The following is a 25,353-nucleotide window of genomic DNA, read 5'->3' as shown; positions in this document are numbered from 1 at the left end:
TCGACTCACGTTCTCACGACGAGCGCCGATACAGCACGACGAGGACGGCGATCAGTGCGACCTGTACCACTTTGTCTGCGATCCCGATGACGCCCAGATCGGGCCAGTTGGCCGCGAGCCACAGCGGGATCTGCCCGGCGGTAAAGGGCAGACCGAGCAGATAGAGCAGGCGGCGGCGAACGTCCAAGAGGACGGCGACGATGGCACCGAGGAAGACGACACCGGCGAACAGGAACGCCGGCCCCATCGGCGAGGCGGCGAACTGCACGCCGAGCCAGAGGTGGATCACGCCCGTGATCGCCGAGAGCACGATACCGAGCCAGTGCAGCGGGGTGAGCGAGGCGGTCGCGAGACCAGTGGTGGCCTGTGCGTCGGCGGTCTGTGAGCTCATGGCAGGGTGTTCTATCGGGTCGAACTTGAGTCTACAGCCTACTGACTGGACGGTGTTCAGATAGGAGACCGTGATAACAACCCTCGAAGCACCGAAAGCCCTCGCGCAGTTACGGTCCCGCGACTCGCTGCGCGCGCTCCGCGTGCTTGCCGCGAGGGACTCCGTCCCTCGGCCCGTGCGAACGGCTGCGCCGTTCGCAGACGTCGCCGGGGTTCCCGTAACTGCGCTCGCCCTTTCATCCGCCAGGGTTCAGAGGGATGAACAGCCGAATCCTGGCGGATGAAAGGGCGAGGCTCGGTCCGGGGTTCTGCGGCGGCACTATCCGAACGAAGTGAGGATATCCGCCACAGAACCCCGGAGCGTGCCGAGGGCTTTCGGTGTCTCAATCTCTACGGTTGCTGCTGCTTATCTGAACACTACCACTGACGGGGGTGGCGAGCCAGTCGTTCGGTGACGTGGTGGCGGATCTGCTCGTGGAAACGCTGGCTGTCGAATCGATCGGGCGAGCGTGACGGACGGTCGTCGCGCTCGATCGCTCGCGCGATCCGGTCGGCCGCGTCGGCCCGCGAGTCGAACAGCCGTGACGGATCGCCGACCACGTCGCGCTGGCCCCCGTCGTCCGGCGCGAACGTGAGCATACCGGCGGCCACACACTCGGCCAGCGCCATCCCGAAGTGCTCGCGACGTTTCGTGTTGAGACCGTAGCGGTGCGTCGCCAGCACGTGTTCCAGACGCTCGCGGGACACGTCGCGTTCGAGCGTGACGTACGGGCGCTCGCTCGCGGCCGATTCGATGCGCTCGACGTACTGCCGATAGGCCGGCGCGGCCGAGCCGACGACGTGGAGATGACAGTCGTACCCGCGCTCGCGGACCCCATCGACGACCTCGATCGCAGCGAGCGTCCGCTTGTCGGGGGCCAGTCGGCCGACCGTGACGATCCCCTGCTCGCGCTCGGCCCACGGTCGGGCCTCGATGGGATCGACGGGCGGGTGACAGACGGTGGGGCGACGGTCGTAGGTGGCTTCGACCACGTCCGCGGTCCACGCCGAGTTCGCCAGCACGGTCGCGTCCGCCGGAAGACGGCGATCACGCGGCCCCGCGAGGCGAGACCACAGCGGGTTCGCGCGGTCGAAGCCGCCGGCCGGACAGTGGTACTGGTCGAACTGCGGGAAGTGGACGTACTGGACCGAGGGAAGCGGGAGTGCGACCTCGTTTGCGGTGCTGACCGCGAGGTCGAACGCGGCGGCCCGGCGGCGGAAGTACGAGACGAGGAGGACGGTCCGCAGCGGGAGTTGCGGGCCGAGCCACGGCGTCCCGGCGGCAAAGGCGTCGGCGAGCAGTCGCCCCAGCGGCGGCCGCTCGACGGCCACGTCGACACTGGTCCCGAAGAGGTCGTTGAGTTCGGCCAGCGTGGACCGCGAGAGGGTAAACAGCGTCACGTCGTGGTCGGTCTGGAGGGCCTGACAGACGTGGAGACAGACGGCATCGGCCCCGCCACGGAGGTCGAGCGTGTTGTGCAGGACGGCGATACGTGCCACGTCTCCGACAACGAGCGCGACGCTGAAAGCCCTATCGCGAGGGCGTCGGCGACCGGCCGAGCGCACGGCGGACGGCCCCGACGAGTCGCTCGCGAAGGGGGCGAACGACCGAGTTCGGCGCGACGGCGAGATACGTCGGCTGTGACTCGAACGATCCAGCCGACGACAGCGCGCGGGCGACCGCGCGGTGGTTCCCGTCGGCGACGGTCCAGGGAGCGTGACCGCGCCGGGTGTGAGCGACGAGCGGTTCAGCAGCCCCGGTTTCTTCGGCCAGCGAGGTGATGTAGTTCACGTCGACGCCGCTCTCGGCCGCCAGCCGGTCGGGTTCGGCCCTCGTGATCCGGTCGGCGGCACCGCCGACAGTTCCGTCCGGAGAGAGCGCTCGCCAGAGGGTCTGCTCGGGACAGGCGATCAGTCTGAGCCTGCGCAGTTGCGCCTCGTCGAGTGTCGTCCAGTACCAGCGAAGCGAGGGGGCGGTGACGATGAAACGAGACGCGCCGGGTTTCAGATCGAGCAAGGCGACCAGCCGCTCTCTGTCGGTCATCGACGCGATGTCGTCGTCGAACGCCGTCGATGGGTTGGCGGCCTCCCGGCGGAGCCACGCCCGAACGACCGCAGCCTGTCGAACGCGTTGCATCCTTTTGTCGTGAATTGGACCACCAGCCACTTGCGCTTTGTCCGCCGTGGTTAGGTTCGTGGTTTTTGTTTGACGAACACCATCCGAGAGTATGCGCTGTCTACTCGTCGGTGCGGGGGCCGTCGCCCCGCAATACGTTGCTGGGCTGGCCGACGCCGCCATCGAGGTCGTCGCCGTCTGTGACCGCAAACGAGACCGCGCCGACGACCTCGCCGACGCGGTCGACGCGGCGGCGTACGCCGAACTGGGAACCGCACTCGCGGCGACGGACGCCGAACTGGTGGTGAACCTGACCGGCCACGCCGCCCACGCCGACGTCACCGAGCAGGCCCTGCGGGCGGATCGCCACGTCTACAGCGAGAAGCCACTCGCGATGGACGGTGACCGGGCACGCAGTCTCGTCGATCTGGCGGCCGACCGCGGGCGTGGGCTTGGCTGTGCGCCGACGAACGACCGCGGCGTCGGACAGCGCCACGCCGCGACGGTCCTCGGGGACGGTCGGCTCGGCTCGGTCAGGCTGGGCTACGCCCACGCCCACGTCGGCCGGGTCACCGAGTGGCACGACGATCCCACCTCCTTCCTCTCGGTCGGGCCGCTGTACGACGGCGCGGTCTACCCGCTGTCGTTGCTCGTCGCGTGGTTCGGCCCGGTCGAGCGGGTCCGGGTCGCCGACGCGTTCGACCCGTGGCCGGCCGACGCGAGCGCGGCTCCCGAGGGACCGAGCCACGTCGAGGCGACCCTGTCCTTCGACGGCCCGACAGTGCGTCTGACCGCCAGTTTCTACGCGCCCCACCGGAGCCGGGAGTTCTACGGGCTCGAACTCCACGGCGACGACGGATCGCTCTATCTCGACGACGCCGGGGCGCTGGTCGCCGCGGACGACAGCGTTCGCTTCGGTGGTCGCGGGCGGGAGTACGTCCCGATGGCACCGCCGACGCCCGACCGCGAGCGCCACCACATCGACGGCCCGGACCGGCTGGCACGGGCAATTCGACGGGGTCGGATCGACTACGACGACGCGCGACGGGGCGCCCACGTCGTCGCCGTGTGTAACGCCATCGAGGCCGCCGCGCAGTCGGGTGCCCCGCAGTCGGTGCCCGACTGTGGCGCGACGGCGAGAGCGCCGGCACCGCCGACGGTTCGACCACCCGAACCCGGCGGATCGAACCGGTCGAGCGCTATCGCCGACGACACCGCGTCACTGCGGCTCCCACCGATCGGCTTTGGCTGCTCGCGCTACCGCGACGGCGAGTACGTCGACCGGATCGGCTCGATCGCGACGGCGCTGGACGCCGGCTATCGGCTCCTCGACTCGGCGGAACTGTACGGCAACGAGCACCGGATCGGCGATCTGCTGGCGTCGCCGGGGTCGCCCGACCGCGATGGCCTGTTCGTGCTGGGGAAAGTCTGGAACACGAACCACGAGCACGTCCGGGAGGCCTGTCGGGGATCGCTGTCGGAACTGGGCATCGACGCCTTCGACTGCTACGCACTCCACTGGCCCGACGCGTGGGCCTATCAGGGACCGCTCGAACGGCTGGCCGACCGACCCGTGGCCCAGCAGGAGCGACTGGCCTTCCCCGAGCGGGACGGCGAGCGGGCCACCGCAGACGTGTCACTCGAATCGACGTGGCGGCGCATGGAGGCACTCGTCGACGACGGCCTGACCCGGACCCTCGGGCTGTGTAACGTCTCCCGGGCGGCGGTGGCGCGCGTGTGGGAGCAGGCGCGCTACCGACCCGCAGTCGTGCAGATCGAATCCCATCCCTACCAGCCCCGGACCGATCTCGTCGAGTGGTGTCACGAGCGCGGGGTTCGGGTGATCGCCCACTCGCCGCTGTCGGCACCGGGACTCCTCGACGAACCCGTACTGGCCGAACTCGGCGAACAGTACAACTGTTCGCCGGCCGGCGTGGTACTGTCGTGGCAGATCGGTCGCGGGGTCGTCCCGATCCCGGCGAGCAACGACCGGAGCCACATCGCCGCGAACCTCGCAGCGGCGGGGCGGCGACTGGCACCCGAGGATGCGGCCCGCATCACGGCCCTCGTCGACCCGGAGTTCGAGCGATGAGCGGCGTACACAGCGACGTGCCAAAGGCGCTGGTGTGGCGCTTTGCCGGCGGAGCGGCGCTGGCTTGCGTCGCGCTGGTCTCGGGGACGGCGGCGCTTGGATCCGTGACGCCAACCACGACGACGTGGGGCTGGACGCTCGGCGCGGCCGCGGCGCTGTGTTTCCAGTTTGGCTTTGGGTATTATCACCTCGACGCGAACCGCACGGAGGGAGAGCGGCCGTTCACCACGATGGGGGCGGCCAACGCCGTCACGTTCGTTCGGGGCGGCCTGCTGGCCGTCGTCGCCGGCTGTGCCCTGATCGATCCCGACCCGTTCGCGCCACTGGCGTGGCTCCCGGCGCTCGCATACGGTGCCAGCGCCGCCCTCGATGCCCTCGACGGCATCGTCGCCCGCGCGACGGACCGCGTAACGGTGCTCGGGACGCGACTGGACATGGCCTTCGACACCTTCGGCTTCCTGATCGCCCCGGTCGTCGGCGTCCTCTGGGGACAGCTTCCGGTGTGGTATCTGTCGCTGTCTGTCGCGCGCTACCTGTTCAAGGCCGGTCGTGGTCTCCGGCGATATCGCGGCCTGCCCGTCTCGGCCCTCCCGGAGAGCCGCCTTCGACGCCCGCTCGCTGGCCTGCAGATGGCCTTTATTGCGGTCGCGTTAGCACCGGTCGTCCCGTTCTCGGTGGCTCGCGTCGCCGCCGTGGTCGTGCTCGTGCCCTCGCTGGCCGTCTTCGCTCGGGATTACCTCGCGATCAGTGGTCGTTGGCACAACAGTCAAACGTGATCGTGCCGAAATATAAACGTGTCATCACCAGTCGACCCCACCATCCAGATGTCGCTGGTCCAGTTGGACGACTACGGCCCATGGACCGTGACGCCCTCTCCCCGCCGAGAAACGGACCTGCAGGCGTTGCAAGCACGGCTGTTCGCCGATCTCGCAGATTTCGTGGGTGATCGGGACGGCTACGTCTTCTTCAATCGGTTCGACAACATGATCGCCGTGACAAACGGGATCGACCGGGGCGCACACGAGCGGTTTCAACAGCGGGTGCGAAACCGCTACCCGATCACCGCCAGCGTCGGGATCGGTCGAGGGACGACGCCGGCGGCAGCGCTCGGGACCGCGAGCGCGGTGCTGCAGGACGCGGGCAGCGCGCAGGACCCCGACCGCCGGGAAGTGCTCGGCGTCGCTGGCGAGACCGCCGGCCCGGAAGCGATCACGATCGCACACTTCGACGTGGTCGACGCGACCGGCACCTACACCGACACGCACAACGCCATCGACGCGAACCTCGCCGTCCAGCGAGCGACGACGGAACTCTCCACGTACCTCCGATCAGAACACGACGCCGTCACCCAGTTCGTCGGGGGCGACAACATGATCGCCGCCTGTCCGCCCCTCGACCGCTCGGCCTTCGACGAGACGCTCGCACACGTCCGCGAGACCGCGGATGTCGCTCTACAGGTCGGCGTCGGCCACGCCGAGACCGCCTACGACGCCGGCCAGCAGGCGAAACACGCCCTGGAGACCTGCCGGGAGACGGGCACCCGCATCCGGCGGGCGGCGGCCGACGACTGATGGGCCGGCGCACGCTGTTTTTCACGGGCGAGCGCGAGGCGGCGATCCGCGAGCGGTCGGACCCCCAGCCAGCCCCTGACGAGGTCCACGTCGAGACGGTCGCCTCGGCGATCAGCCCCGGCACGGAACTGCTCCTGTACCGCGGCGAGGCACCCACCGAGATGCCAGCCGACGAGACGCTGCCGGCACTCGACGGCGACCTGTCCTATCCGCTGGCCTACGGCTACGCCGCCGTCGGGCGCGTCACGGACTGTGGCGCGTCGGTGGCAGAGCAGTGGCGCGGGCGCACCGTCTTCGCGTTCAACCCCCACGAGACGGCCTTTACCGCCGCGCCGTCTGATCTCGTGGTCGTCCCCGACGGACTCGCTCCCGAGCGGGCGACGCTCCTGCCCAGCGTCGAGACGGCCGTCAACTTCGCTCTCGACGGGCAGCCCCGGATCGGCGAGCGCGTCGCCGTCCTCGGCGCGGGCCTGATCGGTCTCTGTACGACGGCCGTGCTCTCGACGTTCCCGCTCGCCGAACTGGTCGTCGCAGACCCCGTCCCAGAGCGGCGGGAAGCGGCCCAGCGACTCGGCGCGGATCGGGTCGTCTCGTCGGCCCCGACAGTCGCGCCCGAGGGCGACCCCGACGGGGCCGATCTGGTGTACGAACTGTCGGGCAACCCCGACGCGCTGGACGACGCCGTCGACGCCGTCGGCTACGACGGCCGGATCGTCGTCGGGTCGTGGTACGGCACCAAACGGGCGAACGTCGATCTGGGCGGGCGCTTCCACCGGGACCGGATCACCGTCGAATCCAGTCAGGTCAGCACCATCGACCCGACGCTGCGAGGGCGCTGGACGACCGACCGTCGGCTGGCCGTGGCGCTCGATCACCTTCGGACGTGTGACGAACGACTCGTCGACGACCGCGTCCCGTTCGAGGACGCCCCGGACGCATACGACCGGCTCGACGAACACCGTCCGCCCGGCGGACTGGTCCTGACATACGAGCGATAAACGACCACACGAAACACCACCCATGACAGACACCTACCGCGTCGCGGTCGAGCGCGATCTGATCGCACAGCACTACCTGACCGTCCCGGATCCCGGTCCAGAGGGCGAGGTCCACAGCCACCACTTCAGGGTCTCGCTCCGACTGTCGGGACCAGAGCTAAACGAGTACGGCTATCTCGCCGATATCGACGCCGTCCATGCCGCACTCGACGAGATCGAAGACCGGTACGCCGACACGCTGCTCAACGACCTACCAGAGTTCGAGGGACTGAACCCCAGCGTCGAGCACTTCGCGCGACTCGTCGGCGACCAGATCGCACCCACGTTCGCCGACGGCCCGGCAACGACCCTGACCGTACGGATCGCGGAAGACGAACAGGCGTGGGCGAGCCACGAGCGCCGCCTCGATGCGCGATGACGCTGCCAGCCAGATGAATCACGCACGAGCGCGGTACCTCCACGCGAAGGAATCGGTCGACGAGCGGGCCCGCTCGCGACGGGTGCGCGGCCGCCTGCTTTCGACACTGCCCGACGCGCCACGGATCGTCGAAGCCGGCTGTGGCACCGGTGTGACCGTCTCCCGCCTGCTCGACTGGGGTGTCGAGGACGGCCAGTATCGCGGGATCGACACCGATCCGGGCATCGTCGCACACGCCCGTCGCGTCCGGCCCGCGATCTGTCGCCGGCAGGGGCGGGCGGTGGACGCGACCGCTGAGGGCTGGCGCGTCGACGGTCTCGACTGTCGCGTCCGCGTCGGCGACGCGCTGGCCCGCGCAGGCGAACAGTTCGACGGCGGGGCCGACGTGGTGGTCGCACAGGCCTTCCTCGATCTGGTCGATCTCGACGGCGCACTGGCTGCATTCGAGGACGCACTGGCCCCCGACGGCCTGCTGTACGCGCCGATTACCTTCGATGGAGTCAGCAGTTTCCAGCCGGACCACCCGGCGGACGCAGCCGTCGAGCGCGCCTACCACAGGGCGATCGACGCCCAGTCGGGCCGGGACAGCCACGCCGGTCGCCACCTGCTGGATCGTCTCTGCGACGACCTCCTCGCGGTCGCTAGCTCGGACTGGATCGTTCGACCCCGCGAAGGCGCGTACCACGCCGACGAGCGCTACTTTCTGGGTCACATCCTCGATTTCGTCGCGGACGCGCTGGCCGACGCCGACGTACCCGAGGCCGACGACTGGCTTCGGACCCGCCGCGAGCAACTGGCCGCCGGACGACTCACGTACGTGGCCCACCAATACGATCTGTTGGCACGACTATGATGGTCCTCACCCACGTCGCGGTCGGTCTCTTGCTCGCGGTCCCCATCGCGCTGACCGCACCGGGGTTCGCACTCCCGGCGGCCGTCGGCGGCGTCGTGGGCGGGGTCGTCCCCGACCTCGACCTGCTGTGGGGAACGCATCGGAAGACGCTGCACTTCCCCGTGCTCGGGGTCGTCCCGGCGCTCCTCGGTGTCGCCAGTGCGCTCGTCGTCCCCGACCCGATCACCGTCGGGGCTGGGGTCGCCGGCGTCGCCTTCCTCGTCCACGCCGCCAGCGACGCGCTAGGGGCTGGCGAGGAGTTACGCCCGTGGGAACGGACCAACCCCGACGCCGTCTACGATCACGTCCGCGGACGCTGGCTCAGAGCGCGCTATCTCGTGCCCTACGACGGCCACCCGCGAGACCTCGCCGTCACCGCCGTCGCCGCGACGCCCGTCCTCGTGGTGTACGACGGCCCGGTCCGCTGGCTCACCGTCGGCCTGCTCGTCGTCGCCGCGGCCTACACGACAGTCAGAAAGCGCGTCCCGAAGTACGTCGCCCCGCTCGTCGAGTGAGTTCGGCCATCGAATATTAATACTAGCAGCAGTATATAATTATAGTTACTTATGGACGATCCGCTGCTCTCCGACAAGGACCGACTGCTGTTCGGTGCGGGCTTTGCCTTCGGCGCGACCTGTGTGCTGGTCTTGCTGGCGATCGTCGTCGCCACGGTCGGTGGGCCGTCGTTCTCGACCAAGACGCCGGTGTTCATTTCGATCGCGGGCAGTGTCGTCTTCTCGGGGATCGTCGGTGCGTCGCTGTACCTGCTCGCGTTCCCCGAGAATCGACTGCTCCTGCCGATCGGCGACACGAGCGAGGAGCCAATCGAAGACGACGAGTCCGTCTGATCACTCGTCGACCACAGAGTGCAGTGGCTGTGGTTCTCGCAGGCGGCCGGCGCTGTTTCGATGCCGACTAGTACGTGCCGCTGTCACCAACGGATATGACCGACTTCGATCCCGAGAAGTTCGAAGACAAGTACGCACACTACTTCACCGAACTCCAGAAGGCCTACAAACAGGCCTTCGAGGTGATGAACGACCGCTACGACTCGGAACTGATCCACGCCATCGACCAGCAGATCCTCAACGAGTCCGAACCGGTCTACGACGGCGACGGCCAGTTCTCCATCTCGCTGCCCGAGAACCCGACCGACCGCCTGACGGCGATCATCGTCGACGACGAGAAACTGGAGACGGTGCTGGAACGCTACGTCGAGGAACTGGAAGCCCAGCATCGTTCCGTCTTCGGCTTTTCCGAGGAGTAGCGCGTCTCGCTGTTCACGGGTCACTTCGTTCCCCGCTCACGGTGTCGAGACCCCCTCGTCGCTGGCGCTCCTGGTTCGCCGTTCCGAGACCCGTCGCTCGCAACGTTCTCGTCGACCGCGCGCCTCGCCGCTCACGAGTCGCATGCGCTCCTCGTTCGCCGTTCCGAGACCCGTCGCTCGCTCCGCTCGCGACGCGTCTCGTATCCGTGTAATTGATACCCACCGCCGGCCAATCACGGAGTGATGGACGCGCCGCTGTGGACCGAGACCCACGCCCCGTCGCTCGACGACATCCCCCAGCCACAGGCCCGAGAGCACCTGCGGGGGGCCATCGAGGAGCCGATGAATCTGCTGGTCCACGGCCCGGTCGGTGCGGGCAAGACCGCGGCCGTGCGCGCACTCGCCGAAGAAGTCCACGAGAACCCCGACGCCGACCTCATCGAGATCAACGTCGCCGACGTGTTCGACCTGACCAAGAAGGAGGTCGCGAACGACCCGCGGTTCTCGCCGTTTATCGACTCGAAGCGTCGTCGTGAGTCCTCGAAGGCCGATCTGATCAACCACGTTCTCAAGGAGTCGGCCAGTTACTCGCCGATGTCGGGGTCGTACAAGACGATCCTCCTCGATAACGCCGAGGGGATGCGCGAGGACTTCCAGCAGGCGCTACGTCGCGTGATGGAACAGTATTACGAGGCCACACAGTTCGTCATCGCGACCCGCCAGCCCTCACAGTTGCTCCCGCCGATTCGCTCGCGCTGCTTCCCAGTCGTGATGCGCGCCCCGACCCACGACGAGACTGTCGGCGCGCTCGAACGGATCGTCGAGGCCGAGGCAGTCGAGTACGACGACGACGGACTGGAGTACGTCGCGGGCTACGCCGACGGCGATCTTCGACAGGCGGTGCTGGCCGCCCAGACCACCCACGAGCAGGAAGGCGAGATCACGATGAACACCGCCTACGAAGCACTCAACGCCGTCGAAGCGGACGATCAGGTCGAGTCGATGCTGGCGGCCGCCGAGGCCGGCGACTTCACCGACGCCCGGTCGACGCTCGACGACCTGCTCGTCGACGAGGGCCACAGCGGCGGGGACGTGCTCGAAGACCTGCTGGCGGTGGCACGGTCGCGGTATTCGGGCGACCGGGTCGCCGAGATCCACCGGCTGGCAGGGCAGATCGACGCCGACCTCGTCGAGGGGACGAGCGACCGCGTGCACATCTCGCACTTGCTCGCGGAGATCGGCGAGTTAGCGCGGGGTCGCGAATGAGCGACCGCGTGCACGTCTCGCACTTGCTCACGGAGATTGGCGAGTTAGCGCGGGGTCGCGAATGAGCGACCGCGTGCACGTCTCGCACTTGCTCGCGGAGATCGGCGAACTGGCCCGAACGGATCGGTGACGGATCGACGATGACGTACTGGGAACACGTACTGACTGTCGCGTTCGGTGTGACGCTATTCGTATTCGGGATCGATGGCAGTGGCTCGCTGGTCTTGCTGGCGCTGTTCGGCGGGGCGGCACTCGCTGCGTGGGGCCTGTTCGGCGGGATCGAAACGGCAGTCGAGCGTGGCTCTCCGGCGGCACACAACCGAGACACCGAGCAGTGAGGACGGAGACCGACCAGTAGCTGTCGCGCTGGCAGCCATACACGCTTGTCACGGCCAGAACTGGCGCAAGTATGACACTAGCAGCAAGAGTTTTCAATTGACTATCAGTAATAGCAGTCGATGAGTCAGGCTTCCACTGCGACGACATCCGTACAGCTCTGTCTGCGACGGTTCGCACCGGACACCGCACAGCAGCGCCAGCAGGACGTGCAGGCACGATTGCGCGACCTGTCCGAGCGCGGTTCGATCGATACCGTGTCCGAGGAGTGGTGGAGCACACGCGTCTGTACGCCCGGTGCCGAGACGGGCGCAGGGGACTCCTGCCCGGCGATCGTCGGCGAACTCCTCGACGCCGTCGAAGGAACCGACATCTCGTTGCAGCCAGCGTTTCGCCACGCGACTGGCCACGACTCGACGGACTCGGACGTGCTGTACCTGCCCGTCATCGCGCTGGTGATCCGGGCCGACGACGAGATCACGGGCGTGTACCCGGCGTGTGACGGTGACCAGCACCACCGTGTCGAGGATGCGCTGGATCGCATCGTGGCGGGCGAAGATCCGTCGAACCTCTAAATTGCGGGTCACAGCGGGTGGCGAGCGTCGGCTGTGTGGCCCAACATGGGAAGGTTCCTTAGGATCGAACCAGTAGCCCCAGCCATGAAACGAGAGCCGCCACAGACCGACGAGGGCTGGTACGTCCTGCACGATCTGCGACACGTCGACTGGGACGCCTGGCGCGAAGCGCCAGAGCGGGACCGCGAGCGCGCGCTCACCGACGGGATCGACTATCTGGAGTACTTCGAGGCCGTCGAGGACAGCACGGAGGGCCAGACGGCCGTCTACACCGTGCTCGGTGACAAGGCCGACATCATGATCCTCCATCTGCGGCCGACGCTGTCGGATCTGGACGCCGCCGAACGCCAGTTCGAGCAGACCGAGTTCGCCCGCTTCACCGAGCAGGCCACCTCGTACGTCTCCGTCACGGAGGCGTCGGGCTACACCGAGAAAGCGCGCGAGTACTTCGAGGGCGAGGTCGACGAGGACTCGGGGCTGGCCCAGTACATTCAGGCTCGGCTCCACCCCGAGGTTCCAGACGACGAGTTCGTCTGTTTCTACCCGATGAGCAAGCGCCGGGACCCGGATCAGAACTGGTACGACCTGCCCTTTGCCGAGCGCGCCGAGCACATCAAGCGCCACGCCGACATCGGGCGGGAGTACGGCGGCAAAGTCGAGCAGATGATCGCCGGCTCCATCGGCTTCGACGACCACGAGTGGGGGATCACGCTCTGGTCCGACGAGATGATCCACGTCAAGGACCTGCTGACCCAGATGCGTTTCGACCCCTCGACCTCGAAGTTCGCCGACTTCGGCAGCTTCTACGTCGGCCGGCGCTTCACACCGACGGACCTCCCGGCCGTGATGAACGGCCAGCGCGTCCCGACCGACGGCCAGCGCGAGCGAGCGCCAGCGGCCGCACACGGCCACGAAGAAGGCGGCCATACGGCCACGGCAGCGGGCCACGACGACGCCGAGCACGACACGGCGACCAGCGAGCACCCGGCCGGTGACGCCGGCTCTCACGGCGGTGTCCACCCCGGGAGCGCTGCAGAGGGGGACCATCCCCACGGCAACGAGGCTCCCGACGACGACGGCGACGACGTGGACGAATCGGACCATCCATCGAGCAGCGGGGGCCGCCCGTCGCCCGGCGACACCTCCTACGACGAGATCGACGACCTCCACCAGCGCATCGGGACGCTGGGGCTGTACGAGGGCGAGGACTACGACGCCGGCGACTACGGACTCCTCTTTTACTCGTCGAGCGACGCCGAGGAGTTGGCCGAGGAAGTCGGGGACCTCCGGGAGAGCTTCGACCACTACGACCGCCACGTCACGACGACAGTCCGGGCCGGCAGCGGACAGGCCGCCGTCGTGAGCATCTGGACCGCCAAAGAGGCCGCCGACACCGCCGCGGGCTTCCTCGGCGACGTATCCGGTGTCGAAGAGAAATACGGCGGCCACCTCGGCGACGGGGACGTAGCGACCGACGAGGGCGACGACACGGCCGCGAGTGAAGACGCAAGCGAGGAGATCCGCGAGCAGTTGGCCGAGATGGACATCTACGCCGGTCAGCCCCACGGAGAAGACGTGTTCGCGCTGGTGCTGTACTCCGAGACCGACCCCGAGGACCTCTCGACGGAAGTCGCGGACCTCCGGGAGAGTTTCGACCACTACGACACCCACGTCAAGACCGCGGTCTACGAGGCCAACGAGGCAGACACCACAGCCGTCGTCAGCCTCTGGGAGACCCAGAGCGCTGCCGACACCGCGAGTGGCTTCCTCACCGACCTGCCGGGCATCGTCGGCCGACCCGACGACGGCGACGGCTTCGGGACGATGGGGATGTTCTACACCGTCAAGCCCGACCACCGCGAGGAGTTCGTCGAGACCTTCGCCGAGGTCGGCGACCTGCTCGCCGAGATGGAGGGCCACCGCGAGACCACGCTGCTGGCCAACCGCGAGGACGAGAACGACATGTTCATCGCCAGCCAGTGGGACGCCAAAGAAAACGCCATGGCCTTCTTCCGGTCTGACGCCTTCTCCGAAACGGTCCAGTGGGGCCGGACGGTACTGGCGGACAAGCCTCGCCACGTTTTCCTGGCCTGAGGTCGTCCACACCGAGCGAAGCGAGGTGTGTTTTTCGCCCACGTTTTTGCACGAGGGTGCCCGCAGCGAAGCGAGGACACCCGACGTGGAAAAAGGTGGAGTCGGGGGCGAACGGTACTGGCGGACAAGCCTCGCCACGTTTTCCTGGCGTAGCGAAGGACACCGCGAGCGGTAGCTTTTGGAACTGCGAGCGGGAGCGACTGGCGAAGCGCTACGCGCCTCGGACAGCAGGAGCGACACGCGAGCAGCGAGGGGCGATTAGAGCGCCGGGCCGACGATAGCGAGGACGACGAGCGTGATGACGCCGACACTGGCCCCGTGCAGGGCAAGCCAGTGCGTCCGCGGGGTGAGATCGATCCCGGTCGTCCGGTCGAGGTGCGTGAGTGCGAGCGAGAGGACTCGCCCACCGTCGAGGGCGCTGATCGGCAGGGCATTGAGCAGCCCGAAGTTGGCGTTCAACAGTGCCAGCCAGAAGGCGACGTTGGTCAGCACGCCCAGTTCTGCGACGGTCGCGGCCGTCGGCGGGCCGCCGCCGATGACGGCCCAGCCGAAGTAGGCCATGAAGGCCGCTCGGGGCGTGGCCGTCAGGGGTACGAGCAGGAGCGCAACGGCGACGGCCGCGACCAGCAGATTGTGGAAGACACCGATCGAGTACACTCGCAACTGGGCGTGCATCGGTGCCGCATCGAGTTCGTCGCCCGGCAGGACGTAGCCTGCGAGTGGCAAGACGCCAAAGAGCAGTGCCAGTCCCCACTCCTCGACGCACACGTCGGCGGCCCGGCAGGCGACGGCGTGGCCGCCCTCGTGGACGACCGTGGCGACGACGAGGGCCAGCACGATGTAGGGCGTCGCCGCGAGTGGCATGAAGGCGTTCATCCCCGGCACGGCGATGGTGTTTACGGGGTCGTTGAGCGCAGTCGCGCGCTGCTGGCCCAGCGCCTGTGCGGCCGCCAGCGCGACGACGGCGATCCCGAGAATCTGGACCGTCACGAGCGCCGCAATCGCGGCGTCACTCCAGCGGTCCCACCACGGGTGGTCGGCGAGACGCTCGATGTGGTCGGACTGGCGGGTCGAGTACCAGTACAGCGTCAGCGCACCGATCTTGACGGGTCCCGGCAAGCGCTCGTTGATCCCCGCTTCCAGCCGATCGACCGCCGCGACGAGGCGCTGCATCTGGCCGACGTTCGTCGCGGCCGCTCATCACGTTTTGGGACCTGAAAACGGTAGTGTTCAGATAAGAGGTCGAAAGAAGTCAGAACAAGCCACCGAAAGCCCTCGCGTCGTTGCGGTCCCGCGACTCGCTGCGCGCGCTTCGCGTGCTTGCGTCGCCGGGGTTCCCGCAACGACGCTCGCCCTTCCATCCACCAGGGTGTAGACGGCTGAACAGCCGACTCCTGGTGGATGAAAGGGCGAGGCGCGATCCGGGGTTCTGCGGCAGCACTATCCGAGCGAAGTGAGGATATCTGCCACAGAACCCCGGAGCGTGCCGAGGGCTTTCGGTGTCTCAATCTCTACGGATGCTGCCGCTTATCTGAACACTGCGCTGAAAACAGTCTGCTGTGAAGAGCGCGTTACGCGGCGTCGTCTGGGGCGTCGGCGTCGTCGTCCTCGGTTTTGGTCTTGTCGACGTCGAGGTCACCGAAGTAGATGTCAGCGCCGTCCTGTGCGACTTTCTCTGCGAGCACGGCGCATTTGACCCGCATCGGTGAGATGTCGACGCCGAGCATGTCGACGATGTCGTCGCGGTCCATCGCGTCGAGGTCGTCGATCGCCATGCCGTGGAGTTGCTCCGAGAGCATCGACGCCGACGCCTGCGAGATGGCACAGCCGTCGCCGCGGAACGCCACCCGCTCGATCGTCTCCTCGTCCTCCGAGAGGACCACGTCCATCTCGATGGTGTCGCCACACATCGGGTTCTCCCCGACGTGGGTAAACGTCGGGTCCTCGATCTCCCCGTAGTTGCGGGGACTCTTGTAGTGGTCGAGGATCTGCTGTCGGTACATATCGGAGCCGCCAAGACCCATTGTTACCGATCGGTAGGTGAGTCCGGCGGAAAAGGGTTCCGGGGCGACCCGGGTGAACAACCCGCGTGAACGGACTCCCCATCGGAGTGGGTCCCGAAAATTACCAGAGAAACGTCGAGTACTCACGTTTGCGTGCATATTAGAACGCTTACCGAAGGTTATAATTACGCGAAGGTTGTCAATAGGTATCAAGGGACTTCGATGTTCGATCGTATTAGTGACCTATCGAATAAGTCGTTCACGAACGGCAGCGAGCCGTCGGGCGACGAACTCGATGGTGGGCCGGTGGCGGCACTGCTGGGCGACAGGGAATCGCTCCAGTACGTGCTCGCCGGGAGTGGTGGTATCGATCACACGACCAACGGGCGCTCGACCTCGATCGAGCCGAGCAACGGTCACGCCGCGTTCATGATCGTCACGAACCGACACGTCTACTTCGTCCTCGGAGACGATCCAGAGACGGCGGAAGTGACCTTCTCACACGCAGCAGTGACGACTGCAGAACTCAACAGTGGACTGCTCAACGCGACGCTGCTCGTCAAGACCGCCGACGGCTCCGTTCGTTTCAAGCCGGAGAACGCGGACGAAGCCGGCGAGGTCGCCGACTACATGGCACGGATGGCTATCGCGTGGGGAGAGTTCGACAGTGCGCTGACCGACGCCAGAGAGACCATCGAGGAGATCGAAGAGCGCCTCGCGAGCGGGAAAGAGACCTCACGCCTCGTACAGGGTGCCCGATCGTACATCTCGAACGCCCACCACGCCGCGACCCACGACGACGACGCGCCGACCGAGCTAATGGAGCGTCTGCTCGAACCCGTCGAGACGAAACTCGATCAACTCTGTGTCGCCATCGACACCGAACAGATCGAGACACTGCTCGACGACGCCCGCGAAGCCAAGGCCAGTGGCGACCACGAGACCGCCTTCGAGACGCTCGCACAGGCCCACTCGACCATCGCTGACGGACGCAAGGCCGTCACCGACGGCGGCGTCCTCGAAACGATCAACGAACTCGGCTCGACGTACGACGAACTGGTGACGATGACCTTCGAGGACGCCGAGTTCGCCTGCCACCGCGGGCAGACGGCCGACGACCCGGCCGAAGCCGTGACAGCCTGGCGGGAAGCCCGTGAGCGCTACCAGGCCGCCCTGTCGGCCGACTGGGACGGCGAGGCCAGCGTCAGCGCCGAGGCACTGCGCTTTCAGCTTACCTGGGTCACGCAGCGACTCGTCGACGCCCACGTCGAACACGCCGACGTACTCGAAGCCGAGGGCGACGAAGACGACGCCACCGACAGCTACGAACGCGCGAAACAACAGCTCACTCGCGCTCGCGAGCTAGCGAGCCAACACACCTACGCGACCGCATCGGTCTCGACCGAGCGGATCGAAGGACTCGACGAGAAGATCGAACTCGCCGAGTGGCAGTGGGGCGGTTCCGAGTAGCTGCCACGCCACGGAGTCCCGTCGCAAGCCGGTTTTTCTCACGACTCGTTTCCGTTCGATTCACCGTACCGATAGCTATAATTATGCGTGGTGTAAGCCTCGCACAGGGGGGTAGTGAATGTTCAATCGTCTCAGCGACTTATCGAAGGGGCCGTTTGGGGGGTCCGTACCGGCGGTGTCTGAAATCGGGACAGAACCGATCGAGTCACTGGTGGGGGGAGCAGAGACCGTCGAGTATGCACTGGCGAGCGCCAGTGAGATCGAACACACGACGAACGGGCGCACGACGATCGTCGAGCCGGGTGGCGATCACGCCGCCTACATCGTCGTGACCGATCAGCGGGTCTATGCCGTGCTCGGGGACGAGCCATCGACCGCGGCGATCACCGTCGACCTCGGCGACATCACGTGGACGGAACTCACCGACGGCCTGCTACGGACGACGCTCGTGCTCCGGACGGCCGACGAAACCGTCACCTTCGAACCGATCGACGCCGAGCAAGCCGCCATCGCCGAAGCCTACATCGACCGGATCGGGTCGTGCTGGCGCGACCTCGACAGCGCGCTGCACGAGGCCCGCGAAGCACTCGATGCCTTCGAGACGGCCATCCAGAACGGCGAGGGAACGGATCAGCGCCGCCAGCAGGCCCGTACACGCATCTCGAAGGCGTACCACTGTGCGACCCGCGTGGACGATGCCCCGACCGAGAAGATGCGAGCGTCGATCCGACCCATCGAGGACGAACTCGAACGACTCGCACGCGTCTCCCAGACTGATCAGATAGAGACGCACCTCGAAACGGCCCACGAGGCGGCCAATGTCGACGAGTACGGGACTGCAGCCGAGGCACTGGCCGCGGCCACCGACGAAATTACGGCCGCCCGTGCGGTCGTCGGCGACGAGGACGTGCTGGCCGACATCGACGACCTAGAGACCGACTGTACAGGCCTCGTCGCGACCTATCTCGACGACGCCGAGGCGGCCTGTCACGACGCACTCGACGCCGAGACGACGACCGAGGCAGTCGTCCACTGGGACGACGCACTGGATCGATACCGGGCCGCAGTCACCGCCGACTGGGACGGTGTCGGTGGTGTCAGCGCCGACGCACTGCGCTTTCAGCGCGTCTGGGTCGTCCAGCACCTCGTCGACGCACTCGCCGCTGACGCAACGCGACTGGAAAACGAGGGCGACGACCTCGGCGAGGGCCACGACGACACCGCCGACCACTACGCGGACGCCATCGAGCGACTCCAGCGTGCACAGACGCTGATCGCAGACCACCCACACGTCGCTGACGAAGGCTTCGACGAGCGTCTCGACACCCTCGAACAGAAGGCCGAACGCGCCCAGTGGCAGTGGGGCGGCGCGGACTGAGACGACCGCTGTGAACGGCTCCGAGAGCCGTCCTGTCGGACAGCCAGTCAGTCGTCGTCGGTCGGTGGAAACGCTTTTCCGGGGGACCGTCGCATCGACGCGTATCCACCATGCCGCGTATCACCGACTACGAACTGTTCGAAGTGCCACCGCGGTGGCTGTTCCTCAGACTCGAAACCGACGACGGGACCGTCGGCTGGGGTGAACCGGTCGTCGAAGGTCGCGCCCACAGCGTCCGGGCGGCCGTCGAGGAGTTGCTGGACAACTACCTGCTGGGTGAAGATCCTGCACCGATCGAGGACCACTGGCAGACGATGTACCGCGGCGGCTTCTATCGGGGCGGGCCGATCCTGATGAGCGCTATCGCCGGGATCGATCAGGCCCTGTGGGACATCAAGGGCAAACAGTTCGGTGCCCCGGTCCACGAACTGCTGGGCGGCGCGGCCCGAGACCGCGTCCGTGTCTACCAGTGGATCGGCGGCGACCGGCCCAGCGAAGTCGCCGACGAGGCCCGCCAGCGGGTCGACGCCGGCCTGACGGCCGTCAAGATGAACGGGACGGCCGAACTCGAACGGATCGACAACCCCGCCGCAGTCGAGGCGGCCGCAACTCGACTCCGCGAGGTGCGCGAGGCGGTCGGCGACGAGGTCGACATCGGCGTCGACTTCCACGGCCGCGTCGCCAAGTCGATGGCGAAACGCCTCGCCAAGGCGCTCGAACCCTACGAGCCGATGTTCATCGAGGAGCCAGTTCTGCCCGAGCACAACGACGCGCTCCCGGAGATCGCTCAGCACACGACGATCCCAATCGCCACCGGCGAGCGGATGTACTCCCGGTGGGACTTCAAGGAGGTCTTCGAGGACGGTGCCGTCGACGTAATCCAGCCCGACCTCTCACACGCCGGCGGGATCACCGAGGTCAAGAAGATCGCCGCGATGGCCGAAGCCTACGACGTGGCGCTGGCCCCCCACTGCCCACTGGGTCCGATCGCACTGGCCTCGTGCCTGCAGGTCGACACCTGCTCGCACAACGCGCTCATTCAGGAACAGAGTCTCAACATCCACTACAACGAGGGCAGCGACGTGCTCGACTATCTGGTCGATCCCGACACCTTCGACTACGCCGACGGCTCCGTCGCCATCCCCGACCAGCCCGGACTGGGCATCGAAATCGACGAAGACCACGTCCGCGAGCAGGCCGAACAAGACGTGAACTGGCACAACCCGGTCTGGCGACACGACGACGGGAGTGTGGCCGAGTGGTGAGTAGCGAGGGGCGCGACCGCAGGGAGCGGCCCTCGTTATTGCGAGCGGCGACTGTCAGGAGCCGTGAGCAGGCGGGGTCTCTGAAAGTACGAGCGGGTACTCAATAGGAGACGACCGGGTCGCGCTCCCGAGACCACCTTTTTCGCCTCGTCGCTACACTCCAACGGCCAAAAACGTGGGCGAAAAAACAGCTACTCAATAACTCACGACCGGGTCGCGCTCCCAGAAGTCGCTGGATTTCTCCAGTTTCGGCACCCACGTCTGCTCGTCTTTCGCCAGCAGCGTGACGTGTGATTCTTCGACCTCTTTGAGCACGTCGTGGTCGGGGAGGAACTCGCCCACCTCTTCGGTGAATGCACGGACCTCGTCGTGGCTGGGCATCGAGTCGCGGTCGAGACGCCCACGGGAGTGGCCGACGTGCATGTACGCCTTCATCTCGACGTAGTCGACATCAGCGCGCTGGCACATCGCGGCGTACCACGCCGGGCTGTGCATGTTGTGGCCCTTCACGAGCGTCGTCCTGATCACGGTCCGGGTGTCGTCTTTGTCGGCGAGCACGTCCAGCGTGTCGATCAGGGACTCCCACGCACCGTCCTCGACGGCCTTGACCGTGTCGTCGAAGGTCTGGCGGTCGGGCGCGTCGACGGAGACGTACAGCTGTGTGGGGTCACAGCGCTCTAGCATCTCGGGGTTGGTGCCGTTCGAGACGAGGAACGTCGTGATGTCCCGTTCGTGGAACTCCTCGATGAGTTCCGGCAGGTACGGATACAGGGAGGGTTCGCCGTCCAGCGAGATGGCGACGTGGCGCGGTTCCATCGCCTCCTCGAAGCGTTCTCGCGGGACCTTGTCGTTCCCGCCGAAGCCAGAGAGCAGCTTTTTCTGGAGTTCCAGCGACGCATCGGCGACCGCAGCGGGGTCGTCCCACTCCACGTCGCCCAGTTCGTAGGCGTGGCCCGCGTGGTCCCGCCAGCAAAAGACACAGCGCTCGTTACACTTCACGACGGGCGTCATCTGGATGCAGCGGTGGGACTCGATGCCATAGAAAATGTACTTGTAGCACTTCCCCTCGCCGCGCAGGGCGTTCGCGGTCCAGCCACACGTCTGAGCGGCCGTGTGATTTTCGCTGTGGTAGTCCGGGTCGTCGACCTGCTTTGGCCCGTCCGATTCGCTCATTACCTGTGTCGATGGAGACGAAGCCACAAACATCCTTCCGTCCGACCCGACGACGGCCCGCGACGAACGGAACGGCACGGACCGGGCGCAGACCGACGAAGGCAACACCGGACAGCGAGGGCGACGGATCGGATCGCTCGTTCGGCCCATCACTTGCACCCGCCGCTCGCGCCCGTGCCACAGTTAGATTGTGCTGGGGCGTAAGGTCCACACATGGAGTACGTCGAAGCCGGCGGCGCACGCATTCCGAAACTGGGACTGGGAACGTGGCAAAACACCGGACCGACCTGCACTGAGACCGTTCGGACGGCGCTCGACATGGGGTATCGGCACATCGACACCGCACAGGTCTACGACAACGAGGCCGCGGTCGGCGAGGGGATCGCCGCCGCCGACGTCGACCGCGACGACATCTTCCTGACGACGAAGGTGTGGCGGTCGGACCTTCACCACGAGGACGTGATCGACTCCGTCGAGGAGAGCCTCGACGATCTGGGCGTCGACTCCGTCGACCTCCTGTTGATCCACTGGCCCCATCCGCGGGTCCCCGTCACGGAGACGCTGGGAGCGATGGCACAGTTGCGCGACCGCGGGCTCGTCGAGCACCTCGGAGTCAGTAACTTCACCCGCTCGCAACTGGACGCGGCCCGCGCGGCCGTCGACGCCCCAATCGTGGCCGATCAGATGCTCTATCATCCCTACAAGGACCAGTCCGGGCTCCGAGAGTACTGCACCCGCGAGGGAGTCGCGCTAACGGCGTACAGCCCGCTCGCGCGCGGACGGGCGCTCGACGACGAAGTGCTCGTCGAGATCGGTGCGCGCCACGACAAGAGCGCCCCGCAGGTGGCGCTGCGCTGGCTGGTCCAACAGGAGGGCGTCGTCGCTATCCCGAAAGCGACCAGCCGCGAGCACCTACAGGCGAACCGCGCGGTGTTCGACTTCGAACTGAGCGACGCGGAGATGGCGCAGATCGATGCGCTGGACGGTGATCTGGGTACCCGACTGCGCAATCGCCTGCCTGGGCTGATGCGCCGACTGCCGATCTGAGACTGGCGACTTCGAGGGTCAGCGGTCGTAGAGCCGTTCGGCGAGCGCGTCGATGTCGTCGCTGACGGCCGACAGTGACCGATCCCCGTCGGCCGCCGGCGGGTCGAAGTCGGCGACCGGGTCGTCGATATCGTGGTCCCGAGCACGGATCGCGATGGCCTCGTCGACCAGCGACTCCATCCGGGCACGCTGGTCGTCGGTCGGGACGACGATCGGTACCACGCGCATGTCCTGAATCTGCGTGTTGACCGTCCCGTTGACGAACGTGTCGAGGATGTGCTGGACCGGCGCGGCGTTGAGCAGTCCGTTGAGGTACTTTGCCGAGACCCGATCGAACGTCGGGATGTACTTCCCACCGGAGCTATCGACGGCCGCGGGCGGGGCGTACCGGACGACCGGGCGACCCGTCCCGCCCCGGGAGACGAAGATACCCTCGCGGAAGTAGTACCGGCGATTCCGTATCAGACCGTCCGATCTGATGCCGTCGAGGCCGGTCTTCGACCAGTCGACGTACTGCGTGATCGGGGCGTAGTAGGGATCGCCTTTCCCCTTGATGATGGGCACCCACGTCCGGGCTGCTCCGGGGTCGATGCCAGAGCGGGCCTGTTCCTCCGTGAGGTCGGCCACGTCGACGATGTCGGTCGGTCGGACGACGCGACTCAGCCAGCGGTAGGTCTCGTCGTTCGTCGTTCCATAGGCGAAATCGTCGTTGCGCGCCCTGATCTCGGCGGCTCCGGGCGTCCCGTCGAGATAGGCCAGATACTGCTCGTTGTCACCGGTCGCGAGGCCCTGCCCGCCGACGGTCAGCAAGCCGAGGATCGACACGTCGCCCGGTTCGAGCGTGTCGAGGTGGTCTTCCCTGATCGCCGCTCGATGCCCGTCGAGCGTCGTCGAATCGCGGATCGCCCCCGCCCATTCGGTCGCCAGTCGCTGTGCGTCGGTGACGACGGCGTCGGCCAGCGCGATGTTTCGGTCGGTCGGCTCGAAAAAGGAGCGGCGCAGCGAGCGCCGGTAGCGGTCGATCCCGACGCGGTAGCCACGCGCGGCCCCCGGCACTGAGAGCCGGTCCGGGCGGTCGCTGTCGGTCCAGTCACCATCAGTCCGGTCGCCGTCGGCCCGGTCGTCGAGTCGCTCGCGCTCCAGCAGCGACCGGTACTGGCGGTGGTCGACCCCGGTGGCGTCGACGTAGTCGAACCGGTAGCTCGCGTCGTCTGCCTCAGTGCGCCCCAGCGTGAAAATGGCAGGCTCGACGGCCACATCGAAGGCGTCCGGGTCCACACGGAGCAGTTCGCGCAGCCGATTTTCCTGCAGGAGTCGCCGGGTCGTCAGCTTCGACCCGATAGTGAGGAAGGTGCTACTGGTGAGATACGAGAGGGTCCCGCCGGGTCGGGTCAGTTCCCAGCCCCGGACGACGAACTGCTGGTAGAGGTCGTGGCGCATCCGCGGGATCGACTCGTAGCAGTCGTAGTGCTCGTCGTACCACTGGGCCAGTTCGCCGACGTAGGGCTGCTGTGAGCCGCCCTCGTACGGTGGGTTCCCGATCACCACGTCGAATCCCCCGTCGGAGAGCACGTCCGGGACGTGAGTGGCCCACGCGAACGGCGCGTCGGCCGCCGCGGCCACGTCGGTCATCCAGCGGTCGTCGACCACCGTGTCGAAACAGGTCGCGAGCGTCTCCCCGAGTTCGGCGAGACGGGCGTCGAGTTCGGCTTTCCGCTCGCCACAGGCGGTGCGGGCCACGGACCGGACGCTGACGAACTCGTCGAGGGTCGCTTCGAGGTCGTCGGGGACGGAATCGGCTCGCCCGGGTCGGGCCGGGTCGTGGTCGCCGACGAGGCTGTTGCCCACGAAGAACGACCAGTCGAGGTTCGGGAGCGCCGGGCCGTCGGCCGCTCGGCCCACGTCGTCGGCATCGCAGTCCTGCAACAGGTGGAGCCACACCCGGAGCCGACAGCATTCGATCCCGCCGGGGTCCACGTCGACGCCGTACAGCGACTCGGCGACGATGTCGCGTTTTCGCCGGGACGGTGACTGTTCGCTGCCCCGCGCGGCGTCGACTGTCTCGCGAGCGTCGGCCAGCGTTTCGAGCATCGCGACGACGAACGCACCGCTGCCGACGGCCGGATCGAGGACCGTCACCGACCGAAGCGAGCGAGAGATGGCTTCGAGCTGGGTCGCAGACAGGGCGTCGGGGACCGTCCGGTCGGCGACGAGTGTGACGGCCTGCGCGCGCGTGATCCCGGTCGTCGCTCGCAGATGTTCGACGAGCGCGGACCGGGCCATGTAGGTCGTGATCGACGTGGGCGTGTAGAACGCGCCGACGGCGGACCGAACATCGTCGTTCATGGACCGTTCGAACAGTCGGCCGACGGCTTCCGGGCCGACGACGTGGTCGCGCTCGTCCGGCCCGGACGCTGTCAGCCTGATCTCGTAGCGCCGGAACAGCCCCTGCGGTGCGCCGGATTCGTCGGGGTCGCCCGCCAGCAGAGCGTCGAAGAAGGCCGGATCGACGGATACCTCGGCGGCGTCGTCCCGGCACTCGAACAGTCCCTCGGTCAGGAACGGTACGTCGCCGAGGAACGCGTCGGCCGGTGCATCGGGGTCGGAAAGCGCCGTAAACAGCGGCGCGAAACAGTCAGCGAAGGGGTCGCGGTCGGGGGCCGCCCGGGCACGCTCGTAGCGGTGCTCGACGTACCGTTCGTCGCCGTCGAGCCAGCCCGTTTGCTGGACGAACAGGACGAACAGGACCCTGATCGCGAGCAGTCGCGCATAGGCGCCGCGCTCGTCGGCGTCGTCGAATCCGTGGACCGCGTCCTGTAACGTCTCGTGAAACACCGTCTCGAAAGAGTCGTAAAACCGGTCTGCGCGCGTACTCGCGGCCATCTCGTTCCGCGACCGTTCGTGGGACCGTTATTTATACCCTTGGCAGTACTCGCATCAGGCACGGTACTGATAGTGGCCGG

24 protein-coding genes are annotated in these 25,353 nt (G+C 67.1%); 17 read left to right on the top strand and 7 right to left on the bottom strand.

The window, feature by feature from the left end:
- Nucleotides 1-13 precede the first annotated feature (13 nt).
- The 3 genes from AC5FRW_RS00480 to AC5FRW_RS00470 form a co-directional block, all read right to left on the bottom strand.
- A complete protein-coding gene (locus tag AC5FRW_RS00480; RefSeq protein ID WP_493566450.1) occupies nucleotides 14-391 on the bottom strand; it encodes a hypothetical protein in 378 nt (125 codons plus the stop codon).
- 416 nt (nucleotides 392-807) lie between these two features.
- Nucleotides 808-1,929, bottom strand: coding sequence for a glycosyltransferase family 4 protein (locus AC5FRW_RS00475; RefSeq protein ID WP_493566449.1), 1,122 nt, complete (start codon nucleotides 1,927-1,929; stop codon nucleotides 808-810).
- Nucleotides 1,930-1,960: 31 nt separating this feature from the next.
- A complete protein-coding gene (locus tag AC5FRW_RS00470) occupies nucleotides 1,961-2,566 on the bottom strand; it encodes a hypothetical protein (protein WP_493566448.1) in 606 nt (201 codons plus the stop codon).
- A gap of 91 nt (nucleotides 2,567-2,657) precedes the next feature.
- On the opposite strand from AC5FRW_RS00470, the gene AC5FRW_RS00465 reads away from it, so the two are divergent.
- The 13 genes from AC5FRW_RS00465 (at nucleotide 2,658) to AC5FRW_RS00405 (ending at nucleotide 14,054) form a co-directional block, all read left to right on the top strand.
- Nucleotides 2,658-4,637, top strand: coding sequence for an aldo/keto reductase (locus tag AC5FRW_RS00465; protein ID WP_493566447.1), 1,980 nt, complete (start codon nucleotides 2,658-2,660; stop codon nucleotides 4,635-4,637).
- Nucleotides 4,634-5,413 (top strand): CDP-alcohol phosphatidyltransferase family protein, encoded by a 780-nt coding sequence (locus AC5FRW_RS00460; protein WP_493566446.1) that lies wholly within the window; start codon nucleotides 4,634-4,636, stop codon nucleotides 5,411-5,413. The genes AC5FRW_RS00465 and AC5FRW_RS00460 overlap by 4 nt, the downstream gene beginning before the upstream one ends.
- A gap of 48 nt (nucleotides 5,414-5,461) precedes the next feature.
- A complete protein-coding gene (locus tag AC5FRW_RS00455; RefSeq protein WP_493566941.1) occupies nucleotides 5,462-6,208 on the top strand; it encodes a GTP cyclohydrolase IIa in 747 nt (248 codons plus the stop codon).
- On the top strand, nucleotides 6,208-7,206 hold the full coding sequence (locus AC5FRW_RS00450) for a zinc-dependent alcohol dehydrogenase (RefSeq protein ID WP_493566445.1): 999 nt from the start codon (nucleotides 6,208-6,210) through the stop codon (nucleotides 7,204-7,206). Before AC5FRW_RS00455 ends, AC5FRW_RS00450 begins: the two co-directional genes overlap by 1 nt.
- Before the next feature lie 22 nt (nucleotides 7,207-7,228).
- Nucleotides 7,229-7,624: a 6-pyruvoyl trahydropterin synthase family protein gene (locus AC5FRW_RS00445; RefSeq protein WP_493566444.1), complete on the top strand. Its 396-nt coding sequence runs from the start codon at nucleotides 7,229-7,231 to the stop codon at nucleotides 7,622-7,624.
- Complete coding sequence (locus AC5FRW_RS00440; RefSeq protein WP_493566443.1) at nucleotides 7,614-8,477, top strand: class I SAM-dependent methyltransferase; 864 nt, start codon at nucleotides 7,614-7,616, stop codon at nucleotides 8,475-8,477. Before AC5FRW_RS00445 ends, AC5FRW_RS00440 begins: the two co-directional genes overlap by 11 nt.
- Nucleotides 8,474-9,031 (top strand): metal-dependent hydrolase, encoded by a 558-nt coding sequence (locus AC5FRW_RS00435; RefSeq protein WP_493566442.1) that lies wholly within the window; start codon nucleotides 8,474-8,476, stop codon nucleotides 9,029-9,031. Before AC5FRW_RS00440 ends, AC5FRW_RS00435 begins: the two co-directional genes overlap by 4 nt.
- Nucleotides 9,032-9,082: 51 nt before the next feature.
- Complete coding sequence (locus AC5FRW_RS00430; protein ID WP_493566441.1) at nucleotides 9,083-9,364, top strand: hypothetical protein; 282 nt, start codon at nucleotides 9,083-9,085, stop codon at nucleotides 9,362-9,364.
- A 95-nt stretch (nucleotides 9,365-9,459) separates the two neighbouring features.
- Nucleotides 9,460-9,783, top strand: coding sequence for a DUF5783 family protein (locus tag AC5FRW_RS00425; protein WP_493566440.1), 324 nt, complete (start codon nucleotides 9,460-9,462; stop codon nucleotides 9,781-9,783).
- 243 nt (nucleotides 9,784-10,026) lie between these two features.
- Complete coding sequence (locus tag AC5FRW_RS00420) at nucleotides 10,027-11,049, top strand: AAA family ATPase (protein ID WP_493566439.1); 1,023 nt, start codon at nucleotides 10,027-10,029, stop codon at nucleotides 11,047-11,049.
- A 140-nt stretch (nucleotides 11,050-11,189) separates the two neighbouring features.
- Entirely contained in the window at nucleotides 11,190-11,387 is a 198-nt protein-coding gene (locus AC5FRW_RS00415) for a hypothetical protein (RefSeq protein WP_493566438.1), read from the top strand.
- A gap of 120 nt (nucleotides 11,388-11,507) precedes the next feature.
- The gene (locus AC5FRW_RS00410; RefSeq protein ID WP_493566437.1) at nucleotides 11,508-11,960 is read left to right on the top strand and encodes an HTH domain-containing protein; all 453 of its coding nucleotides are present in this window, start codon (nucleotides 11,508-11,510) and stop codon (nucleotides 11,958-11,960) included.
- 84 nt (nucleotides 11,961-12,044) lie between these two features.
- Nucleotides 12,045-14,054, top strand: a complete 2,010-nt coding sequence (locus AC5FRW_RS00405; protein WP_493566436.1) for a heme-binding protein — start codon at nucleotides 12,045-12,047, stop codon at nucleotides 14,052-14,054.
- Between the two features lie 258 nt (nucleotides 14,055-14,312).
- On the opposite strand, the gene AC5FRW_RS00400 is transcribed toward AC5FRW_RS00405, so the two are convergent.
- Both AC5FRW_RS00400 and AC5FRW_RS00395 read right to left on the bottom strand, forming a co-directional pair.
- Nucleotides 14,313-15,227 carry a site-2 protease family protein gene (locus AC5FRW_RS00400; RefSeq protein ID WP_493566435.1) on the bottom strand — a complete coding sequence of 305 codons (915 nt, stop codon included), beginning with the start codon at nucleotides 15,225-15,227 and terminating at the stop codon, nucleotides 14,313-14,315.
- A 398-nt stretch (nucleotides 15,228-15,625) separates the two neighbouring features.
- Nucleotides 15,626-16,078, bottom strand: a complete 453-nt coding sequence (locus AC5FRW_RS00395; protein WP_493566434.1) for an iron-sulfur cluster assembly scaffold protein — start codon at nucleotides 16,076-16,078, stop codon at nucleotides 15,626-15,628.
- A 201-nt stretch (nucleotides 16,079-16,279) separates the two neighbouring features.
- On the opposite strand from AC5FRW_RS00395, the gene AC5FRW_RS00390 reads away from it, so the two are divergent.
- From AC5FRW_RS00390 to dgoD, 3 genes are all read left to right on the top strand, one after another.
- Complete coding sequence (locus AC5FRW_RS00390; protein ID WP_493566433.1) at nucleotides 16,280-17,527, top strand: hypothetical protein; 1,248 nt, start codon at nucleotides 16,280-16,282, stop codon at nucleotides 17,525-17,527.
- Between the two features lie 211 nt (nucleotides 17,528-17,738).
- Nucleotides 17,739-18,905: a hypothetical protein gene (locus tag AC5FRW_RS00385; RefSeq protein WP_493566432.1), complete on the top strand. Its 1,167-nt coding sequence runs from the start codon at nucleotides 17,739-17,741 to the stop codon at nucleotides 18,903-18,905.
- Nucleotides 18,906-19,015: 110 nt separating this feature from the next.
- Nucleotides 19,016-20,170, top strand: coding sequence for a galactonate dehydratase (gene dgoD, locus AC5FRW_RS00380; RefSeq protein WP_493566431.1), 1,155 nt, complete (start codon nucleotides 19,016-19,018; stop codon nucleotides 20,168-20,170).
- A 195-nt stretch (nucleotides 20,171-20,365) separates the two neighbouring features.
- On the opposite strand, the gene twy1 is transcribed toward dgoD, so the two are convergent.
- On the bottom strand, nucleotides 20,366-21,343 hold the full coding sequence (twy1, locus tag AC5FRW_RS00375) for a 4-demethylwyosine synthase TYW1 (RefSeq protein WP_493566430.1): 978 nt from the start codon (nucleotides 21,341-21,343) through the stop codon (nucleotides 20,366-20,368).
- 213 nt (nucleotides 21,344-21,556) lie between these two features.
- Here twy1 and AC5FRW_RS00370 point away from each other — a divergent pair, with 213 nt between their 5' ends.
- Nucleotides 21,557-22,390, top strand: coding sequence for an aldo/keto reductase (locus tag AC5FRW_RS00370; RefSeq protein WP_493566429.1), 834 nt, complete (start codon nucleotides 21,557-21,559; stop codon nucleotides 22,388-22,390).
- A gap of 18 nt (nucleotides 22,391-22,408) precedes the next feature.
- Here the strand turns inward: AC5FRW_RS00370 and AC5FRW_RS00365 are convergent, their stop codons facing one another.
- A complete protein-coding gene (locus tag AC5FRW_RS00365; protein WP_493566428.1) occupies nucleotides 22,409-25,273 on the bottom strand; it encodes an Eco57I restriction-modification methylase domain-containing protein in 2,865 nt (954 codons plus the stop codon).
- Nucleotides 25,274-25,353: the final 80 nt, after the last annotated feature.

Source organism: Halomicrobium sp. HArcht3-1 (assembly GCF_058933345.1).
Note: the sequence above shows the minus strand (reverse complement) of the source record. Positions and strands in the feature narration are given on the sequence as shown.

What these genes read in the sequence shown, in the direction of transcription:
- AC5FRW_RS00480 (WP_493566450.1), bottom strand. Translation starts at nt 391, where the DNA reads ATGAGCTCACAGACCGCCGACGCACAGGCCACCACTGGTCTCGCGACC.
- AC5FRW_RS00470 (WP_493566448.1), bottom strand. Translation starts at nt 2,566, where the DNA reads ATGCAACGCGTTCGACAGGCTGCGGTCGTTCGGGCGTGGCTCCGCCGG.
- AC5FRW_RS00465 (WP_493566447.1), top strand. Translation starts at nt 2,658, where the DNA reads ATGCGCTGTCTACTCGTCGGTGCGGGGGCCGTCGCCCCGCAATACGTT.
- AC5FRW_RS00460 (WP_493566446.1), top strand. Translation starts at nt 4,634, where the DNA reads ATGAGCGGCGTACACAGCGACGTGCCAAAGGCGCTGGTGTGGCGCTTT.
- AC5FRW_RS00455 (WP_493566941.1), top strand. Translation starts at nt 5,462, where the DNA reads ATGTCGCTGGTCCAGTTGGACGACTACGGCCCATGGACCGTGACGCCC.
- AC5FRW_RS00450 (WP_493566445.1), top strand. Translation starts at nt 6,208, where the DNA reads ATGGGCCGGCGCACGCTGTTTTTCACGGGCGAGCGCGAGGCGGCGATC.
- AC5FRW_RS00445 (WP_493566444.1), top strand. Translation starts at nt 7,229, where the DNA reads ATGACAGACACCTACCGCGTCGCGGTCGAGCGCGATCTGATCGCACAG.
- AC5FRW_RS00440 (WP_493566443.1), top strand. Translation starts at nt 7,614, where the DNA reads ATGCGCGATGACGCTGCCAGCCAGATGAATCACGCACGAGCGCGGTAC.
- AC5FRW_RS00435 (WP_493566442.1), top strand. Translation starts at nt 8,474, where the DNA reads ATGATGGTCCTCACCCACGTCGCGGTCGGTCTCTTGCTCGCGGTCCCC.
- AC5FRW_RS00430 (WP_493566441.1), top strand. Translation starts at nt 9,083, where the DNA reads ATGGACGATCCGCTGCTCTCCGACAAGGACCGACTGCTGTTCGGTGCG.
- AC5FRW_RS00425 (WP_493566440.1), top strand. Translation starts at nt 9,460, where the DNA reads ATGACCGACTTCGATCCCGAGAAGTTCGAAGACAAGTACGCACACTAC.
- AC5FRW_RS00420 (WP_493566439.1), top strand. Translation starts at nt 10,027, where the DNA reads ATGGACGCGCCGCTGTGGACCGAGACCCACGCCCCGTCGCTCGACGAC.
- AC5FRW_RS00415 (WP_493566438.1), top strand. Translation starts at nt 11,190, where the DNA reads ATGACGTACTGGGAACACGTACTGACTGTCGCGTTCGGTGTGACGCTA.
- AC5FRW_RS00410 (WP_493566437.1), top strand. Translation starts at nt 11,508, where the DNA reads ATGAGTCAGGCTTCCACTGCGACGACATCCGTACAGCTCTGTCTGCGA.
- AC5FRW_RS00405 (WP_493566436.1), top strand. Translation starts at nt 12,045, where the DNA reads ATGAAACGAGAGCCGCCACAGACCGACGAGGGCTGGTACGTCCTGCAC.
- AC5FRW_RS00400 (WP_493566435.1), bottom strand. Translation starts at nt 15,227, where the DNA reads ATGCAGCGCCTCGTCGCGGCGGTCGATCGGCTGGAAGCGGGGATCAAC.
- AC5FRW_RS00395 (WP_493566434.1), bottom strand. Translation starts at nt 16,078, where the DNA reads ATGGGTCTTGGCGGCTCCGATATGTACCGACAGCAGATCCTCGACCAC.
- AC5FRW_RS00390 (WP_493566433.1), top strand. Translation starts at nt 16,280, where the DNA reads ATGTTCGATCGTATTAGTGACCTATCGAATAAGTCGTTCACGAACGGC.
- dgoD (WP_493566431.1), top strand. Translation starts at nt 19,016, where the DNA reads ATGCCGCGTATCACCGACTACGAACTGTTCGAAGTGCCACCGCGGTGG.
- twy1 (WP_493566430.1), bottom strand. Translation starts at nt 21,343, where the DNA reads ATGAGCGAATCGGACGGGCCAAAGCAGGTCGACGACCCGGACTACCAC.
- AC5FRW_RS00370 (WP_493566429.1), top strand. Translation starts at nt 21,557, where the DNA reads ATGGAGTACGTCGAAGCCGGCGGCGCACGCATTCCGAAACTGGGACTG.
- AC5FRW_RS00365 (WP_493566428.1), bottom strand. Translation starts at nt 25,273, where the DNA reads ATGGCCGCGAGTACGCGCGCAGACCGGTTTTACGACTCTTTCGAGACG.